General features: G+C 59.7%; 16 protein-coding genes. 3 read left to right on the top strand and 13 right to left on the bottom strand.

The genetic code is table 11. From position 1 onward, the window contains the following. Positions 1–79 precede the first annotated feature (79 nt). Together QDY28_RS19710 and QDY28_RS19705 are read left to right on the top strand one after the other, a co-directional pair. Positions 80–748 carry a methyltransferase family protein gene (locus tag QDY28_RS19710; protein WP_331383343.1) on the top strand — a complete coding sequence of 223 codons (669 nt, stop codon included), beginning with the start codon at positions 80–82 and terminating at the stop codon, positions 746–748. Positions 749–937: 189 nt separating this feature from the next. Further along, the gene (locus tag QDY28_RS19705) at positions 938–2479 is read left to right on the top strand and encodes a hypothetical protein (RefSeq protein WP_331383342.1); all 1542 of its coding nucleotides are present in this window, start codon (positions 938–940) and stop codon (positions 2477–2479) included. 101 nt (positions 2480–2580) lie between these two features. Here the strand turns inward: QDY28_RS19705 and QDY28_RS19700 are convergent, their stop codons facing one another. From QDY28_RS19700 to QDY28_RS19660, 9 genes are all read right to left on the bottom strand, one after another. Further along, positions 2581–3954, bottom strand: coding sequence for a PepSY-associated TM helix domain-containing protein (locus QDY28_RS19700; protein WP_331383341.1), 1374 nt, complete (start codon positions 3952–3954; stop codon positions 2581–2583). Positions 3955–4187: 233 nt separating this feature from the next. Next, the gene (locus QDY28_RS19695) at positions 4188–4604 is read right to left on the bottom strand and encodes a hypothetical protein (protein ID WP_331383340.1); all 417 of its coding nucleotides are present in this window, start codon (positions 4602–4604) and stop codon (positions 4188–4190) included. A 74-nt stretch (positions 4605–4678) separates the two neighbouring features. Then, entirely contained in the window at positions 4679–5737 is a 1059-nt protein-coding gene (locus QDY28_RS19690) for an ABC transporter ATP-binding protein (RefSeq protein ID WP_331383339.1), read from the bottom strand. A 4-nt stretch (positions 5738–5741) separates the two neighbouring features. Beyond that, entirely contained in the window at positions 5742–6572 is an 831-nt protein-coding gene (locus QDY28_RS19685) for a carbohydrate ABC transporter permease (protein WP_331383338.1), read from the bottom strand. 3 nt (positions 6573–6575) lie between these two features. Further along, positions 6576–7511 carry a carbohydrate ABC transporter permease gene (locus QDY28_RS19680; RefSeq protein WP_331383337.1) on the bottom strand — a complete coding sequence of 312 codons (936 nt, stop codon included), beginning with the start codon at positions 7509–7511 and terminating at the stop codon, positions 6576–6578. A 90-nt stretch (positions 7512–7601) separates the two neighbouring features. Then, a complete protein-coding gene (locus QDY28_RS19675) occupies positions 7602–8861 on the bottom strand; it encodes an ABC transporter substrate-binding protein (RefSeq protein ID WP_331383336.1) in 1260 nt (419 codons plus the stop codon). A gap of 42 nt (positions 8862–8903) precedes the next feature. Further along, positions 8904–10070 carry a PLP-dependent transferase gene (locus tag QDY28_RS19670; protein WP_331383335.1) on the bottom strand — a complete coding sequence of 389 codons (1167 nt, stop codon included), beginning with the start codon at positions 10068–10070 and terminating at the stop codon, positions 8904–8906. Next, complete coding sequence (locus QDY28_RS19665) at positions 10067–10762, bottom strand: FadR/GntR family transcriptional regulator (RefSeq protein ID WP_331383334.1); 696 nt, start codon at positions 10760–10762, stop codon at positions 10067–10069. The genes QDY28_RS19670 and QDY28_RS19665 overlap by 4 nt, the downstream gene beginning before the upstream one ends. 241 nt (positions 10763–11003) lie before the next feature. Continuing rightward, positions 11004–13301 carry a heavy metal translocating P-type ATPase gene (locus tag QDY28_RS19660; RefSeq protein ID WP_331383333.1) on the bottom strand — a complete coding sequence of 766 codons (2298 nt, stop codon included), beginning with the start codon at positions 13299–13301 and terminating at the stop codon, positions 11004–11006. Positions 13302–13371: 70 nt separating this feature from the next. On the opposite strand from QDY28_RS19660, the gene QDY28_RS19655 reads away from it, so the two are divergent. After that, positions 13372–13794 (top strand): MerR family transcriptional regulator, encoded by a 423-nt coding sequence (locus tag QDY28_RS19655; RefSeq protein ID WP_331383332.1) that lies wholly within the window; start codon positions 13372–13374, stop codon positions 13792–13794. Between the two features lie 182 nt (positions 13795–13976). On the opposite strand, the gene QDY28_RS19650 is transcribed toward QDY28_RS19655, so the two are convergent. From QDY28_RS19650 to QDY28_RS19635, 4 genes are all read right to left on the bottom strand, one after another. Beyond that, entirely contained in the window at positions 13977–14570 is a 594-nt protein-coding gene (locus QDY28_RS19650) for a class I SAM-dependent methyltransferase (protein ID WP_331383331.1), read from the bottom strand. A 179-nt stretch (positions 14571–14749) separates the two neighbouring features. Next, the gene (locus QDY28_RS19645) at positions 14750–16471 is read right to left on the bottom strand and encodes an ABC transporter ATP-binding protein (protein WP_331383330.1); all 1722 of its coding nucleotides are present in this window, start codon (positions 16469–16471) and stop codon (positions 14750–14752) included. A 283-nt stretch (positions 16472–16754) separates the two neighbouring features. Further along, a complete protein-coding gene (derI, locus tag QDY28_RS19640) occupies positions 16755–17210 on the bottom strand; it encodes a D-erythrulose-4-phosphate isomerase (protein WP_331383329.1) in 456 nt (151 codons plus the stop codon). A 266-nt stretch (positions 17211–17476) separates the two neighbouring features. Further along, entirely contained in the window at positions 17477–18544 is a 1068-nt protein-coding gene (locus QDY28_RS19635; RefSeq protein ID WP_331383328.1) for an IS110 family transposase, read from the bottom strand. Between the last annotated feature and the right edge of the window lie 142 nt (positions 18545–18686).

Raw genomic sequence — 18686 nt, 5'->3', positions numbered from 1 at the left:
AAGCAGCGCAAAATGGGCAGAAAATCGCAAGCGCGAACCCGTACGGCCCGGATATGATCGGAACCTTTAGGAGTGTGCCGTGGCGGCCTACTTGATCCAACTGCTCGCCTGGTCGGTTTTCATGGCCGTCCTGATCCTGTGGCCGGCGGGCACATTGGCCTTTCCGGGCGGCTGGGCTTTGATCATCATCTTCACACTCGGCGGCTTAGCGATGACTCTTTGGTTGTCGAAGCACAGTCCGCGCCTGCTGCGTGAGCGTATGGCTTTACCGCTGCAACGCGATCAAAAGCCATGGGATCGCGTCTGGCTGACGATTTTCATCTTGGTCTTCTTTGCTTGGATAGGGTTTATGAGCTGGGATGCGGCCCGTACCGGTTTCCGAGCGATGCCGCCATTGCTTCAGGTGCTCGGGGGCCTTGGCATGGTGATCTACATGCTCGGTGTCTGGTGGACGTTTCGCGAAAATACCTTCGCGGCGCCCGTCGTGAAGATCCAACAGGACCAGGAGGTGATCGACACCGGTCCCTATGCGATCGTCCGCCATCCGATGTATGCGAGCGCGTTGTTTTTCCTTCTTGGTGTTCCCCTATTGCTCGGCTCCTGGATCGGACTCGTACTCTCCTTGGTATTCATTCTTGGGATCGCCTGGCGTGCGGTGCATGAGGAGCGCGCTTTGAGCGCGGAACTGAGCGGCTATCAAGCCTATGCGGCCCGCGTGCGATATCGGCTCATCCCATTCGTCTGGTAGCACCGGATCCGCTCGCCTGCTCGCGCTGAGATTTCAGTTTTCAAGCCGCGCAATCAATCGACAGCACCTGCCGGCATGCCCCGCCTTAACGCCCAATTTAGCAAGTTCGCGCTATGGTCGCGCCGAAACTTTGGATGATTGGTACATTCTACATGACTGATGGTGGATCGGGGCGACGGGAGCAGCCGAATGAGTAGCGCGGCTGACACGTCCGGAGTTAGGTCGGCAACATCGTCGGTGCTTTGGATCGCTCTGATCCAGAGTGCCGTGGTCTTCGTGGTTGCGGCGCTGTGGCAGCAGAGATGGGGAACCATCGTCGATACCAGTTGGCTCATTACGGAGGCCGAGCGGGTACTCAATGGAGAGCGGCTCTATGTCGATGTGATCGACAACAACCCGCCGTTTTCCATCTGGCTTTTCCTGCCGGCGATCATGCTGTCGAGGTGGGCCGGGATTGCTCCGGAAATAGGCATGTATCTCTACACATGCCTCGCAGTGATCGTGGGCCTGGGTTTATCAGCCATGATCGTCCGCCGGGCGGGCTTTGCCGAAAATCATGCTTTGCTTCGACTATTACCGCTATTCGTAGCGCTCTTCATGATTTTTCCCGGCAATGCCTTCACCGAGCGAGATCATGTCGGCACAGTGCTGTTTCTGCCGCTGCTAACGCTCATGGCCCTGCGCGCCGATACCGCACGCCGTACGGCGCCCGGTATCGCCCTGATTGTCGGCGCCGGTCTCTGCGGCAGCGTTCTTGTTCTGGTGAAGGCCTACTATGTCGTCGCTTACATTGTGCCTGCGCTCTATGTGGCCTGGCGGCGGCGAAACCTGTGGTTACTCCTTGCGCCCGAGAATTGCATCATCGGCACTATCGGTGTCGTCTATGTCGCGCTCGTCTTTTTGCTTACTCCCGAATTTATGCGGGACCTCCTGCCGCAGGTCGTGGATGTCTACATGAATACGGGCGATCCTTTCAGGGTCGCGGTAAGTTATGGGCCGATTTACCTGCTGATTGTACTTCTCTTCCGAATGATTGCACCCAAAGCCGCGGTGACACCGCTTTGCGCCGTCACGTTACTCGCTTCACTCGCTGCCGTCGCGCCGTTGATTTATCAGGGTAAGGGCTGGCCCTATCATGCTTTTGCCGCGATCTCGCTGGCTTTTGTTGCTGTGCTTTGCAGGATAGCAGCGTCTTCCGCCTGGCGTTACAGCCGTGAAACGCTTGGGCGTGCCACCCTTTGCGTCGTTGTCGTCGCCTTCGCATGGCTGCCCTTCTTGCCGACGCAGAAGCCTGCGGCCGCTTTCGTTGCTGCAGTCAAAGCAGCGTCGAAGGAAGAGCCGACACTCGGCGTCATCGGCAGCGACATCGCCGCCGCCCATCCACTCTCCAGGATGGTCGGAGCGCGTTTCTTATCTGCGAATAACGGCGACTGGTTCGGCGCTCTTGCGTTCGTTCTAGCCAAGGAAGCGTCGGCGAAAGGCGACGTGGCGGATGCGACCCGCCTCCAGAAACAGTCGGATGCTTATCTGGACGCCAAATATGCCGAGTTCGCCAGCCACAACTATGATCTGATCGTCGTCCAGCAGGATGAGCCGCTTTGGACCGATCACGTCCTTGGTCAACCACGTTTTGCAGCGCTGCTTGCGGACTATCATCCTATTGCGAAGGATGAGCGGTTTACGGTCTATGGCCGCAGCGCTCCTGCCGAGCAGAGTTCGAACGTTCAGTAAACGATGCGGAAGTGGTTCTTCCCTAAAAACGCGAGGCCAGCGCCCATGTCGGCGCTGATCCCTTTCTTTCGAAATTTCTTGTCTCAGCGTCGGCGAAACACTCAGGAGAAGAAGCGCCGGAGTGGCGGCACGAAGCGCACCACGATCTGGTCGAAGAGCAGCATGACGATGACGGCGAGGCCGGTCAGCGGGAACGCGGCGCCGAAGACGATCACGATCAGCCACAGGCCGATATAGACGGACTTCTGCGGCGGCATCGGCGGTACGCCGAAACGTCCCGCCGGCCGGCGCTTCCACCACATAACGACAGCCGTCACACAGGAAAGGACGATCGCCAGGCAGGTGATGAGCATCAGGAGTTGGTTGAACAAGCCCCATTCCTGGCCCTGATGGACGTTGATGCCCCATTCGATTGCCTGACCGAATGCCGGATACTGGCCGAAGGAGAGATCGACGAGTGGCTTGCCGGAATATTGGTCGATGTGAACGGTGCGCTCTTCGCCGAGATCGCCTCCATAATGGCTGGCAGTGTAAACGCCGGTTTCATCGGCAGGGATTGCAAGGTCCGAACCTGGCACCATACCTAACCCATGCATGATCTCGACGGCCTTGTTGAGATCGATCGGCATTGCGGCTTGTGCGGCGGCGCTGTCGGACAACGGAACGGGCGCGTTTTCGACGATCCAGCCGGGTCGGCTGACGATATCCTGCGTCACCTTCGTAGATTTCGGCACATTGTCCCAAAGCGCAGCCGGCGTGCCAAGATCATGGGCCGTCAGCCAGGCATTGACGTTGGCGCCCCAGTAGCCGGACCAGGGCATGCCGCTGAAGGCGAGGAAGAAGATGACGATGCCGGCAATGGCGCCCGTGACCGCGTGCAGATCTCGCCAGAAAACCCGGCGTGAGGGCGTACCGCGGACGCTGAGGACGCCGCCACTCTGTTGCCGCGGCCACCAGAGATAAATGCCGGTGACGACGAGTACGAGCGCGAAGCCGCCGACGATCTCGACAATGCGGTTGGCCCAATCTCCGAAATATTGCAGGCTGTGGATGCGTTTGACGACCCAACTGAATTCCTGCTTCGCGCCGACCGAACCGAGTATCTCGCCGCTATGCGGATTGACGTAGACGATCGTCGATTGGCCGTCCTTCGATACGGTGACGACTGCGGAGCGATTGCCTGTCGGTGCCTCGCGATAGGAGGCCGCCTTGGAGCCCGGGATTGCGGCAACGGCGGCATCGACGATCTGCTGCGGCGTCAGCATCGATCCGGCGTCCGCGACAATATTGCGGTGGGCGTAGAAGGTATCGGCGATCTGATCCTTAAACAAATAGAGCGATCCGGTGACCGCCAGATTGAGCATGAAGGGGATAACGAGCAGCCCGGCGAAGAAATGCCAGCGCCAGATCGCGCGGTAGAGCGATATGTTGTTGGAGGTTGCGGCCGCAGGCTCAGCGGCAATGAAAGCAGACATGGAAAATCCTCTGGAGATTGGCTGGCGGCTCGGAAGATCATGACTGCGGGAGGAGCGGCCGTTTCGGTCGCGGCCTTATGCGGATGTGCTGCGCGTGCGGGATGCCGAGGCGGCCCGTTTTACGCAGCGACGATCAGCATGGAAGCAGTCCGCCCGCAGCCGGCACGATCAAGTGTCGTGCATCTCCCGCCGCCGTTGATGACAAGCATCACGGCTCGCGCCGCAACACAGGTTCAGGCGACGATCTGCAGGACGGGTGGAGCGCGAGGGCCGGTGTTCGGCGGATAGAGCTGGCGATGGAAAGCTTCGGCTCTGGGCGGGAGCACATCCTGATCCACAGCAGCAAGATGCTCGCAGACGTCCGTCGGCGGGGCGGGAAGCAAGGCCGCCGCGGCGATCCGGCATGCTTCGCAACCCGGCGCATGAGTCTTGCTGTGTTCCTTGCCGTCGGTGCCTTTATCGGTGACGCACAAGACCGGCAATGTGCCATCCGGCAACTGGTATTGCGCGAGCGTCGCGGGGGCGAACTCATCCGCATCGGCAATCGGCGTCTGATGGGCGAAGCCGACAAGCACCAGCGCCAGGGCGCATATGATGCGCACCATCCACTGCGTTGCGCCGAAGTGCTTTTTCCCCGTGATCGTCTTCATCCCCTTTGCAGACGATCCCTACGACGTTCGCTGCGAAAGCTCAATGCGGCAATTTGCAGCCATTTAAGATGCGCCTATCCCGCCCGTTTTCCATCGCCGTCGAAAACATGCAGATGCTGCGGCGGAAATATTGCATTCACTTTCGGCCCCGCCTTCAGCACGTCGCGATTGAGCGTGAAGACCTTGAACGGCAGGCCGTGCAGCGAAAGATGGAGGATGATGCCGAAGCCCGTCGGCTCGATAAGCTCCACGTCGGCACTGATGCCGGAGCCGTCCGTCGAAAAGAGCACATGCTCCGGTCGGATTCCGAGTGTCACCTTGGCCCCAGCCGGCAGGTGCGGTGCTGCCGAAAGCGGAACGATGGTCCCGTCCTTCAGCTGCAGACCGCCTGTTTCATAGGTCGCGTCGAGGAAGTTCATCCCCGGAGAGCCGATAAAGCCGGCCACGAAGAGATTGGCAGGGCGATCGTAGAGCTCGAGTGGGCTGCCGACCTGCTGAACCACCCCGCCATGCATGGCAACAATCCGGTCCGCCAGCGTCATCGCCTCGATCTGATCGTGCGTCACATAGATCGATGTCGCCTTCAGGTCACCATGCAGTTTCTTGATTTCAGCCCGCATCTGTTCGCGCAGGCGCGCGTCGAGGTTGGAAAGCGGCTCGTCGAAGAGGAAGGCCTTCGGCTGGCGCACGATGGCGCGGCCCATGGCGACGCGCTGGCGCTGGCCACCGGAAAGCGCCTTCGGACGGCGATCGAGCAGCGGATCAAGCCCGAGTTTCGACGCTGCTGCTGCGACGGCTTTTCCGATCTTGTCCTTGGCAATCTTCCTGAGCTTGAGGCTGTAGCTCATATTGCCGGCGACATTCATGTGCGGATAGAGCGCATAGGACTGGAACACCATGGCGATGTCGCGGTCTTTCGGATGCAGCTCGTTGACACGGTTGTCCGCAATGCGGATCTCGCCGCCGCTAATGTCTTCCAGACCGGCGATCATTCTCAGCAGCGTTGACTTGCCGCAGCCGGACGGGCCGACGAGAACGACGAATTCGCCATCCTTGATCCTGAGGTCGATGTCGTGCAGCACCTGCACGTGGCCATAGGCTTTTTTGACGTTCTGGATATCGATCGATGCCATGTGACTAACCCTTGACCGCGCCGGCCGTCAGACCCTGCACGAGATAACGCTGGATGAGCAGGAAGAAGAGGCCGGCGGGAATGAGCGCCATGACGCCGGCGGCCATCATCTGCCCGAAATCCACGGAGAATTTCGAAACGAAGGTGAGCAGCCCGACTGGGAAGGTCGCTGCCTGATTGCCGTTGATGAGCATCAGGGCGAACAGCAGCTCGCTCCAGGCGGCGGTGAAGACGAAACCTAGCGTCGCGGCGATGCCGGGCAGCGTCAGCGGCAGGATGATCTGCCGGAACGCCGTGAACTGCGTCGCGCCGTCGATCATCGCCGCCTCTTCGAGATCCTTCGGGATGCCGTCGAAGAAAGACTGCATCAGGAAGGTGGCAAAGGGCACGTTGAACGCCGTGTAGACGATGACTAGGCCGGTCAGGCTATTCGTCAAATGCAGCGGCGTTAAAATCTTGAAGATCGGCGCCACCAGCATGACCAGCGGAAACATCTGCGTTAGCAGCATCAAAGCCACGATCCAGTATTTGGCGCGGAAGGTGAAGCGCGAAAGCGCGTACCCGGAAAGCGACGCGCAGACCGTTACCGCGACCGCCGTCGATGCGGAGACGATCAGGCTGTTTTTAAAAAATGTCGGAAAATCGCTATGTTGCAGCACGAAAGCATAGTGCTCCCATGTCGTACGCGATGGCCACATGCGTACGCCTTCGGTGTAGAGCAGGTCATTCGGTGTGACCGAGACCTTGAGCAGCCAGAAGAGCGGGAAGAGCGCAAAAACCACGTAGCAAAGGATTGCCAGGCGATGCGCGATGGTGGGGATGATGGATCGTCTCATGGCTCAATCCTTGTTCAGCAGGGTCTGCCGCAGCAGGATGATCAGCATGGAATAGGCAAGCAGCAGCAGGAGCAGAACGAGGGCAATGGCGGATGCATAGCCGAAATCCAGCCGCTTGAATGCCTGGGTGAAAATGTAGCTTGCGACGATTTGGGTGCGATCGGCAGGCCCCCCGCCCGTCATGACGACGATCAGATCCGCGAAGTTCGAGATCCAGACCGTGCGCAACAATACGGTGATGGCAATCGTCGGAGCGAGGAACGGAAGGGTGATCGAGCGGAAGCGCTGGAACCAGCCGGCACCGTCGATCGAAGCTGCTTCATAGAGATCGCGCGGGATTGCCTGGAGAGCGGCCAGCAGCGTGATGGCAAAGAAGGGGATGCCCCACCAGGCATTGGCGACGATCGGCCCCCACATTGCATATTGAGGATCGGAGAGGATGTTGCCAGGCTCCTTCATCAGGCCGAGAGCGAAGAGCCAGTGCGGGATAGGCCCGATCACGGGATTGAAGAGCCATGCCCAGTTGAGGCCGGCAAGGAAGGAGGGGACCGCCCAAGGCAGAAACACCAACGCCTGGACGATCGCCCTGCCGAAAAACGGCTTGTCCAGCAATAGGGCAAGGATCAGTCCGAAGATGAATTGCAAAGCGACCGAGGCACCGGTCCACCAAAGGGTATTCTTCAGTGCCCAGTAGAAGGCCGTATCTTTGGAGAGGTCGCGAAAGTGCTCCAGGCCGATGAAGCCGCCGGAAAACGGATTGAGCAGTTGAATATCCCGAAACGCATAGGAAATGCCGATCACCAGCGGCACCAGCATGACGGCGATAATCAGGATGAGCGCGGGAGCGCTGTAGAGATAAGGCTCCGAGGCATCGGCAAGGCGCTTCAGCCACGGCCTGCGGTCGTGACGCCTGTCGATTATGTCGGCGGTCATGGTCATCGGCCAATGTTCCCGTTCGCGGCGTTCAGACGCCGTCTGTTTCATATGCGCAAAAGCGGCGGCGGATTGCTCCGCCGCCGGGAGACGAACTTATTTCTTGGCAAGGAATTTCTGCTGCGCCTTGGTCAGATAATCGGCCCATTGATCAGCGAGATCCTTGGCCGAGATATCGCCGAGCAGCGCCTGTTGCGACGTCTTGATGGCGAGCGAATCCTTGAAGAAGGCAAATTCTTCGAGATAGGTCGGCATGACGGTGGGCACCGTGTTCTTGTCGGCCAGCTCCTCGAACCAACCCTTGAACTGGTCGCCGGCATAGAAGGGATCCTTCTCAGCCGAGGTGTAGGCCGGCAGGGCGCCGATCTTCTTGTTCCACTCGAGATTGCCTTCCTTGCCTTCAAGTGTTGCGATCAGCTTCCAGGACAAGTCCTTGTTCTGGCTCGTCGAGAACATCGACCAGCCGGCATAGCCGATCGTCGGGAAAGACTTGCCGTCCGGACCCTTCGGCAACGGAGCGACGCCGAAATCGTCCTTGTTCATGCGTTCGGCAATCGCGATCAAGGCATCCGGATCCTGGTCGAGGAAAGCGCAAGTGCCAGAATAGAAGCCGGCGACGACTTCATTGAAGCCCCAGTTGACGCTGTCCTTCGGCGCATAGCCCTTCTTGTAGAGATCGACCATCCATTCGATGCCCTTCTCCCAGCCCGGGCTGTTCATCGTCGAGGTGCCGTCGTCCTTGAAGTACTTGTTGTCGCCGGCCATGGAGGCCGCGAAGATCATCCAGCCGTTCAGGCCGCCGGGACCGCCGCGCATGCAGTAGCCGTATTTGCCTGGCAGCTTGGAGATTGCCTCGGATGCCTTGACGAAATCGTCCATCGTCTTCGGCGGTTCGGCGATGCCGGCATCCTTCAGGATCTTCTTGTTGTAGAACATGGCGCGCAGATAAAAGCCGTAGGGCAGCATATAGGCGGTGTTTTTAACATCGCGGCCGAGTTGAAGAGCACGCGGCGTCAATTCACTCGTATGCTCCCACTTCGCGAGATAAGGCTCCAGGCTTTCGAGCATGCCGTTATTGCCATAGAGCGAGAGCCAGCTATCCGGCATTTCCATTACGTCGGGCGTGTCACCTGCCGAGACCATCGTCGCGAATTTCTGGAAGGCTTCGTTCCAGGGCAGGGAGATGATATCGACCTTGGTGCCGGGATTTGCGGCCTCAAACTTGCCGACGATCGACTTCAGCGTCTCGGTGCGTTCGGGGCTGGTAATGACTTCGACGAGCTTCAGGGTGGTATCGGCGAACGCCGTGCCCGCCATCATCGTGGCGAAAAGTGCTGCCGTGATCAGTGTTTTCATGTTCAGTTCCCCCTTTTCGGTGTTTCTCTCAGGTTGATGATCTTATGAGGCGGCGGCGATCGCTTCCTCTATGTCTCTCCACAGCGCCTCGGTTCCTTCGAGACCGACATGGAGCCGTACGGACCGCGGGTTGATACCAAAGGTATGCGCGGAATTCGGCTGTGCCTTCTGCTGAAGCACGACCTCGCCCGGTACGATCAGGCTTTCGTGCCCACCCCAGCTCACACCCAGTTTGAAGAGCTTGAGGTGATCGGCGAAGCCGCGGATATCGACGCCTTCGCGGAAGATGAATGAAAACAGGCCCGAGGTGCCGTTGAGCCCGGCGGGCAAGCGGTTGGCAAGGCCCGGATGGCAGACCTGCTCGACGACATCCAGCTCCTGCAGCCGCTTGGCGATCGTCATTGCGGCGGCCTCATGCGCTCTCATGCGGATCGGCAGAGTGCGAAGGCCACGGATCAGAAGCCAGGCGTCGAAAGGCGAAAGCTTGCCGCCAAGATAAGGATATGCCTCGGCCTTCACGCGCGCAATCATCGCCTTCGAGCCGGCAACCACGCCCGCAACGACATCGCTGTGACCGCCGAGATATTTGGAGGCGGAGTGGATGACGAGATCGACTCCGAGCGTCAGCGGCCGCTGAAAATAGGGACTGGCCCAACTGTTGTCGATCATGGAAACGGCACCGTGCTTTTTGGCAAGTGCGGCGAGCGCGCCGACGTCATGGGCTTCCATCACCCAGCTTGTCGGGCTTTCCAGATAGAGGACCTTCGCTCCGGGAAGTGCCTTGGCAATGGCCTCCTCGTCGCGGCCATCCACATAGGTCACCTCGACCTTCATGCGCTTCAGGATCGTGCCGAAGAGCCGGAAGGCATCCGGATAGACATGTTTGACCGCGACAATCCGATCGCCAGGTTCGACGAAGCTCAACACGGCGGAAGAGATCGCCGCCATGCCGCTTGCGAAGCCGAGCGCATCCTCGCCGCCCTCGAGTTTTGCCAGCATTTCCTCGAACATGCGCACGGTCGGATTGAGGCCGCGCGTATAGATCGGCCGCACCTTCTCGCCGCGATAGGAAGCGATCATGTCGTCATAGTCGGCAAAGGTGAAAAGCGATGTCTGAAAAATCGGCGGCACCACGGCATCGGCGTAATTGCCGTCGTCATGGGCCGTGATGAGAGAAGCGAGATCGAACGGCTCTAGCCCGTCAGTCATTTGGACATTTCCTTGATGTCTTCCTCGACGACGTCGAGAATTTTCAATGTTTCGGCGCGCGCCGCTTCGGGATCCTGGGCGACGATCGCGTTGAACAGCGTGCGGTGAAACGGGAAGGACCGGCGCGCAAAATCCTGCCGGTCGAAAGGGTGGGTCCAGAACCGCTCGAAACTCCCGCGCATCTGTTCGAGGAGTTGTTTGAACAGCGGATTGTGGGTGGCGTCGTAGACGGCGAGGTGAAACGCCAGGTCCTCCGGGCCGGATGTGCCCTTCGCCATATGGACGCGCTCCATCTCATCGAGCTTTTCCTCGATGATCGCAATATCCTTGCGCGTGCGTCTCTTGGCGGCGACCATTCCAGCTTCGCATTCTATGCCGCGTCGAACCTCCAGGGTCTGCAGCAGTGCGTCGCGCAGATGCGCCGTATCAAGCGACAAGGGCATATGGATGGTCGCCTTGGAGACGGGTTTCAGCAGATAGGTGCCGCTGCCTTTGCGGGTTTCCACGACGCCCAAGGCTTGAAAATGCGTCACGACTTCCCGGATCGTCGAGCGCCCGACCGAAAGGGCCACCATCAATTCGCGCTCGGTCGGCAGCCGATCACCTGCTTGGAGCTTCGAAGACTCGATGAAATCGGACAGCGCGTCGATAACTTGCTGCGTCCGGTCGATCGATGGAAGAGGGGTGAGCATTGCCTTCGCCATGACGCTAAATTGGTCTGACATCTGCCATCAGGTCAATCCACATTTTGTATGTCGGAGTGTTTTTCACATGGCACGACCGGCTCTCACCCTCATTGCGAGTGGCGAGTAAAAATTCGGACAAACGACAGCGGGTGAAGGGACGGTCGAACCGGACAAAAGCAAAGGCCCGGCACACCAAATTCCCTGTAATCGGTGCGCCGGGCCGCGTTAAAACTGACGTTAGTTCAGATCAGCGCGCCTTTATTGATTGCCCGCCGAACACGCCTTTCCACCTCAACAGTCGCATCGCATTTGCGGTGACGAGCACGGTTGCGCCGGTATCGGCCAGGATTGCCGGCCACAGACCCGTGATGCCCGCAATCGTGGTCACCAGGAACACCGCCTTAAGGCCGAGCGCCATGCCGATGTTCTGGTGGATATTGCTCATTGCCGCCCGCGACAGCACGACCATATTGGCGACGTCGGTCACGCGGCCGTGGAGAGCGGCGGCGTCTGCCGTCTCCAGCGCCACATCGGTGCCGCCGCCCATGGCGATGCCGACGTCGGCGGCGGCCAGGGCGGGCGCGTCGTTGATACCGTCGCCGACCTTCGCGACGATCTGCTTTTGCGCCTGCAAGTCGCGCACGATGCGCTGCTTGTCTTCCGGCAGAAGCTGCGCGCGAGGTTCGATGCCGACACCTTTCGCGATTGCGCCGGCGGTACGGGCGTTGTCACCGGTCAGCATGACGGAGCCGACGCCGGCGGTCCGCAGTGCCTCGATACCGGTCCGCGCGTCGGTGCGGGGCTCATCACGCATGGCGATCAGGCCGGCTATCTTGCCTTCGACCACGAGAACGGAGACGCTTTTGCCTTCGTCGTTCATCGCTTCGATCCGAGCGTTTTGTTCGGCCGACAATGGCTCGCTCTGCCTCGCTGCCTGCGGAGAGAGGAGGGACATGGTCTCGCCGCCGACACGGCCGCTGACGCCCTTGCCGGGCAGAGCCTTCGCTTCGGCGGCAGGCGGAACCGGAACCCGATCGGATTTCGCCCGCTCCAGAATTGCGAGCGCCAGCGGATGGCTCGAACCATTTTCGAGAGCGGCTGCCCGCGAGAGGACCTCTGCCTCGGTGCGGCCGAAGCCAACAATGTCCGTCACCTTGGGTTTGCCCTCGGTCAGGGTGCCGGTCTTGTCGAAAGCGACCATCGTCACCTTGCCCATCGTCTCAAGAACAGCGCCGCCTTTCAGCAGCAGACCGCTGCGAGCACCCGCCGATAGAGCCGCCGCGATCGCGGCCGGAGTCGAGATCACCAGGGCGCAGGGGCAGCCGATCAGCAGGATGGCGAGGCCCTTATATATCCATTCCAGCCAGCTTGCTCCGGTCGCCAGCGGCGGCATCACCGCGACCAGTGCTGCGACGGCGACAACGCCCGGCGTGTAATAGCGCGAGAAGCGGTCGATGAAGCGTTCGGTCGGCGCCTTGGATTCCTGCGCCTCCTCGACCAGCTTCACCACACGGGCAATCGTATTGTCGGCCGCGGCAGCAGTGACTTTGACGCGCAGCAACGCATCCGTGTTGATGGTGCCGGCGAAAACCTGGGCATCCACGCCCTTGCGCACGGGCGTGCTTTCGCCGGTGACCGGCGCTTCGTCGATGGCGCTATCGCCCTCGATGATCGTGCCGTCGGCTGCGATGCGGTCGCCGGGACGCACGAGAATGACCGCACCCACCTTGAGGCTATCGGCCTGAACTTCGCAGGTCTCGCCATTCTTTTCGATCAGGGCTGTTTTCGGGACCAGGGTCGTTAATGACTGGATGCTTGCGCGCGCCTTCCCGGCGGCGACACCTTCCAGCAGTTCACCGACGAGGAAAAGGAACACCACTGTCGCTGCCTCTTCACCGGCATTGATGATGACTGCGCCGACGGCCGCAATCGTCATCAGCATCTCGATGGAGAAGGGCGTTCCCGCCAGCGCCGCCATCAGGGCGCGGCGCGCGATCGGCACGAGACCGACTAGCATGGCAACGACGAAAGCATAGGAGGCGATCGAGGGTACGAGATGGCCGATGGCATAGGCGGCAACCAATGCCACACCGGAGAGGATGGTCAGCCGACCCTTTTTGCTCTTCCACCAGGGACCATCCATGGGCGTATGGTCGTGACCATGCAGTCCTTCGATTTCCCTTGCGGCATGGTCGTGATCCTCGTGATCGGCGTGATCATGCGCGGAGTGGTCATGGCCATGGTGATGATGATCATGGTCGTGATGGTCATGATCATGATCATGATGGTCATGACGATGTTCGGAGGGAGCGCGCTCGATCTTGCCCGCAAGCGGGGCGAGGGAATAGCCGAGGCCCGCAACTTTCTTTTCAATCGCGGCGAGATTGCTGGTCTCGTCGTGACGAACAGTCATCGTTCCTGCGGTGACAGAAACGGAGACATCCTCTACGCCCGGCATGCGCCTCACGGCCGTATCGATCTTGGCCGCGCAAGATGCGCAGTCCATGCCGCTCACTCTGTATCGTGCTTCCTCTGTCGCTGCCATGATCCGTTCCTTGTCATACCATGGCATCTCTCCTACATCCTCTAGTGGCTAGAGCTGCAAGAGGAAAATCATGAAAAAGATCACAATCGGCGAAGCGGCGCGGCAAAGCGGCGTGAAGGTGCCGACAATCCGCTACTACGAAAGCATCGGGCTTTTGGCGGAACCGGATCGGAGCGAGGGCAATCAGCGTTCCTACCAGCAATCGCACCTTCACAGACTTGCTTTCATTCGCCACGCCCGGGAATTGGGCTTCGAGGTCGATGCAATCAGGACGCTTCTGGCGCTCCAGGACGATCCAAATCAATCCTGCGCCTCCGCCGACGCCATCGCCAAGGCCCGCCTCATCGAAGTCGAACAAAAGATACGCAGCCTGATGGCATTGAAAGCCGAGCTGGAGATGATGGTTGAAGGGTGCGGCCACGGCCGTGTAGGCCAGTGCCGGGTGATCGAAGTTCTGGCCGATCATGGGCAGTGCATGCATCTGCATCATTAGACTGCAAGCTGATCTCGGATGAGAGCGGAATGCGTGCAGCGTTGTGAGCCATTCGATCTGGGACTCATTCAAGCACGATATCTCCTGGAGCTGCTTCTCGGCCGTGTGACGCGCCATCTTCTGGCGCATACCACGCTTCCCCTGATGATGAAGCATTAGCGCCATGCGGACGACGTTCGCCGCTACCCGCGCTCCAGGATGATGCCGTAGTGATAAGGCGGCAGTTCCTGGATACGGACGGTGCCAAAGCCCGCCGGCTCGACGATCCTTTGTACGGCGTCGGGCGACATGCGCATCTCCGTCCTCGGTCCGCGCGGCTGGTCCAGCACGACCGTTTGTTCCCTCGGAATCGGGTGCCAGTTGACGATAGCGAACCAGCCTCCGGGCCGCAGGATATGCCGGACTGCGAGCGCCAGATCAGGCTTGTCCGGCACGCCATGAAATGTGTTGGCCATCAATACATAATCGACCGGTCCCGGCAGCAGCGACGCGATCTTGCGGGCATCGGCCTCGATCCATTGGCGGACAGTCCCGCCGAGGCGCTCGACCTCGGTTTTTGCCTGCTCGATCATTTCCGCATCGAAATCGAGGGCATAGACGCGGCCATCCACGAGACGGGCAAGCGGCGCGGTAAAATATCCATCACCACAACACAGGTCGAGCACGGTCATGTGAGGCTGGATGCCGAGATCAGTCAGAACCTCCGCCGGCCGCGGCCAAAGGGCTGCCCACCAGTCCCGGTCGGGCATCGAAGTTGCGGGGAACAGGTCATCCATTGCTCTTATCTTTCGACGTGGGGCCGGCCGTCTTGATGGTAAGCGAGACAGGCTCGCTTCGGAACCCGTCCATACGCGTATTTAGCTGCCTTCGCCGAGAACTCGGCAAGGTCCGTCGGAAGAAGGACAGGCCCGGGATGACGTTCTCCCGGGCTCGATGGTTACAATGCCTAGCCGCATCATGGGAGCGTGTCGAACTGGGCGCTGTGAAGCCTGGCGTAGCCATCGCCGCGGGCCAGCAATTCAGTATGCGATCCCTGTTCGACGATTCCGTTCGGTCCCATGACAATGATGCGATCGGCATTGCGGATCGTCGTCAGCCGATGCGCCACCACAAGTGTCGTGCGCCCCTTCGAGAGGTCCGCCAGCGCCTGCTGGATGGCATACTCGGTTGCCGTGTCGAGCGCAGACGTTGCCTCGTCGAGGATCAGAATCGGCGGATTCTTGAGGAAGATGCGCGCGATGGCAAGACGCTGCTTCTGCCCGCCCGACAGTTTCACGCCGCGTTCGCCGGTCGGCGTGTCAAGTCCGTCGGGCAGGGAGCGGACGAACTCGTCGAGCGATGCGCGGCGCAGCGCCTCCATGATGTCCTGATCGGTCGCGCCGAGCTTTCCGTAGGCGATGTTCTCACGAATGGTCGATCCGAACAGGAACACGTCCTGCTGCACGATGCCGATCTGGCTGCGCAGGGAGGCCTGCGTCATGTCGCGGATGTCGATGCCATCGATGGTGATGCTGCCGCCCGTCACATCATAGAAGCGCGGCAGCAGCGAGCAGATCGTCGTCTTGCCCGTTCCGGAAGCGCCGACGAAGGCAACCGTTTCCCCGGCCGATATTGTCAGGTTCAGGCCATCGAAGATCGCACCCTGATCCGAATAGCCGAAGCTCACGTCCTTATAGACGATATCGCCCCTGAGATGATCGACCGCAAGCGCGTTCGGCCGGTCGGCGAGGTCCGGCTGCGTATCGATCAGAGACAGGAAGCGTTTGAAGCCGGCAATGCCCTTCGGATACATTTCGAGCACCGACGTGATCTTGTCGATGGGGTGGAAGAAGACGTTGATCAGCAGCAGGAAGCTGACGAAACCACCATAGGTCAGTTCGCCGGAAACCACGAACCAGGTTCCTGCCACCATGACCACGAGCTGCACGAGGCGCGTGCTGAAATAGCTGAGCGCGATGCTCGCCGTCATATAGGCATAGGCGTTGAGCTTGGTGGCCTTGTAGTCCTCGTTATTGCGGGCAAAGAGCCGGCTTTCGTAATCCTCATTGGCAAAGGCCTTGACGACGCGGATGCCGCCGACGCTCTCCTGCACGCGAATGTTGAAGTCGCCCACCTTGGTGAACAGGCTGCGCCAGTTCAATGTCATCTTGGCACCGTAACGGCTGACCAGCCACGTCATGAAGGGCACGATGATCGTCGTCAAAAGCGCCAGCTTCCAATGCACTGAAAACATCAGCAGGAAGGCGCCGATGAAGGTCATGATGGCGATGAAGACGTCCTCGGGTCCATGATGGGCGATTTCGCCCACCTCTTCGAGGTCCTTGGTGACGTGGGTGATCAGATGTCCAGTCCTGTTATTGTCGAAATAACGGAACGAGAGCTTCTGGATATGGTCGAAGGCCTGGCGGCGCATGTCGGATTCGATCGAGATGCCGAGCGCATGGCCCCAGTAGTTGACCACGGCCATCAGGCCGGTGTTCAGCGCATAGACAATCAGCAGTAGCGCAGCAGTCGCAGCGATCAGACCCCAGTCGCGGCTCGGCAGCAGTTCATCGACAAAGAGCTTGACTGCCAGCGGAAAGCCGAGTTCGAGAAGGCCGGCGACGACTGCGCAGCCGAAATCCAGAAAAAACAGCGTCTTGTAGCGCGCATAATAGGAAAAGAAGCGACGAAACATGAATGCCCTCCAAGGGCACGAGAGATCAAATTGTTAGACAAGGATGGACTGAACAGCAGTCCGCATTCGGCATCGCTGTTCAGCGCTGATTGGTGCCGAAATGTCTCATCTAATTGATCTCCCTCATGAGTCGCAGGGACCTTATAGCCGAGGAGCCTGCCGTTGTCATCCCCAGCAACAAGTTGGCGTTGTGACGTGGTTAGATTCTCTCGGCTTGCTGCGGTATCATCGCCGCGTGTCGATCTAAATGTCGCGACACACGGCAATGCAGGCACAGTCCAGATCAACGCGCGTTATATTTCGCGTCGACTTCGTTGATTGCCTTGACGTTTCCGGCCGAGCGACCCTCTACATCGAATGTATGCGCGAGGAAGGTGTCGGCGATGGCTTTGGCAAGTTCCGACCCGATCACGCGCGAGCCCATCGTGATGATCTGCGCATTGTTCGAAAGCGCTGCACGTTCTGCCGAATAGGTGTCGTGCGTCAAGGCCGCGCGAATGCCGGGTACTTTATTGGCGGAGATGCTGACGCCGATGCCGGTGCCGCAGACGAGGATCGCCTTGTCGTAAGTGCCATCTATGACACCCGAGGCGACGCGATCGGCAAGATTTGCGTAGAACGCGTCGGGACCGGCGTCGGTGCGCGACACTTCTTGCACGTCATAGCGGTCCTTGAGGTGCTCGGCGAGAATTTTTGCGAGGCCTTCGCCCGCGCTGTCTCCTGCGATTGCAAGCTTCATTATCTGTCTCCAATGAAAGAACACAAGGGTTAAAACACCAGCGTTTGCGTGCTTTCCTTGGGTTCGGTTGTTCTTTGACCGGCAACTTCGCCGATCGGCTAAAACTTCTCCTCCGCAGGACAAAGGTGTCCTTCGGTTCTCGAACCAATCTCCAATGCGTGACCCTGATGCCTTCGCGGCTTCGGTCACAGAGTGGCGTTCGGCTCCCGGTTTCCCATTCTCCTGGAAGAGCGCAGCCCAGTCCTGCCGGGCTCGCTAGTTTGCCATCAGGACAGCCGGGATATCGTCGACGCGCCTTCCGTGGTGCTTTCGCCACGCGGCTCGTAAGCGCGCTGGTCACGCAGGATCTGGAAGGCGATCGTCAAAAGCTTGCGCGCGATCGCGACGCGCGCCTTGTTTACTCCTCTGAGCTTCAGATGCTCGTATTGGGCGCGAAGCTGCGGATCGGTGACAATGGCGGGCGTAACCGCCTCGACGAAGGCCCAGCGCAGCCACTTGTTGCCTTGCCGTATGATCTTGCCGTGGAAGGTCTTCCCGCCGCTCGAATAGGTCGACGGCACCAGGCCGGCATAGGCGGCAAGCTTCTTCGGATTGCGGAACCGCTTAATGTCGTCGATCTCCGCATCGATCAGCCGAGCGAAGAACTCGCCGATACCGGGGATCGTCTTCAACAGCTTCACATTGCCATTGGCCCTGGTCATCGCCCGGATCATTGCTTCCGACTGCTTGATGCGCACGTCGATGTCGCCGATGAAGTCGAGGCCACGGTCAATCTGGATGCGGTCGATCTCCGAGACCTTCACCTGAGCCAGCTGGACGCGGCCAGCCTTGCCGAACAGGTCGCCGAGCTTCTTCAGCTGCGCCGTCTGCTCGGGATAGCGATCGAACACCGTGACGATGCGGTTCTTCACCATCGTGCGCAGCCGCACGTAAAACATCCGCTCGCGCAGGGCGACACGCAGCTCTCGGGCCTTGTCGCTCGGAGCCCAGGCCTCCGGAACCAGATCGGCTCGAAGCAGATGCGCCAGCACCGTCGCGTCGATCTTGTCCGTCTTGATCTTGGCGTCGGCGATCGCCTTCACCTTCAGCGGATGGGCGAGAACGACATCATCACAAATGTCATCGAGCCAGTCGTAGATCACCATCCAGTTGCGCGTCGCCTCGACAACCGCATGCGAGTTCTCGCGGTAGCGCTCCAGAAAGCCACCCAGCGACTGACGATCGTTCTTCACACGGCCAGAGCGCAGCGTCTTGCCAGCCGAATCCTGCACCACTAGATGGCTGTAGGATTTGTGGTAGTCGACCCCGATATGGTATTCATAAGAGGCAGTCATGCTTCCAACTCCCTTGTTGAGATCTTGCGAACCCCAATAAGGTACGCCGAAAGGCTGGAAGTGTGACTGTCCCTCGATCATCACCTGCATCTCAATGATCCGTTCTCTCAACGGGCGCGGCATCTTTCATGCCACCTCCTTG

This window comes from Rhizobium sp. BR 362 (genome assembly GCF_036528765.1).
Lineage (GTDB): Bacteria > Pseudomonadota > Alphaproteobacteria > Rhizobiales > Rhizobiaceae > Rhizobium.
This window is presented reverse-complemented; position numbering and strand designations above follow the sequence as displayed.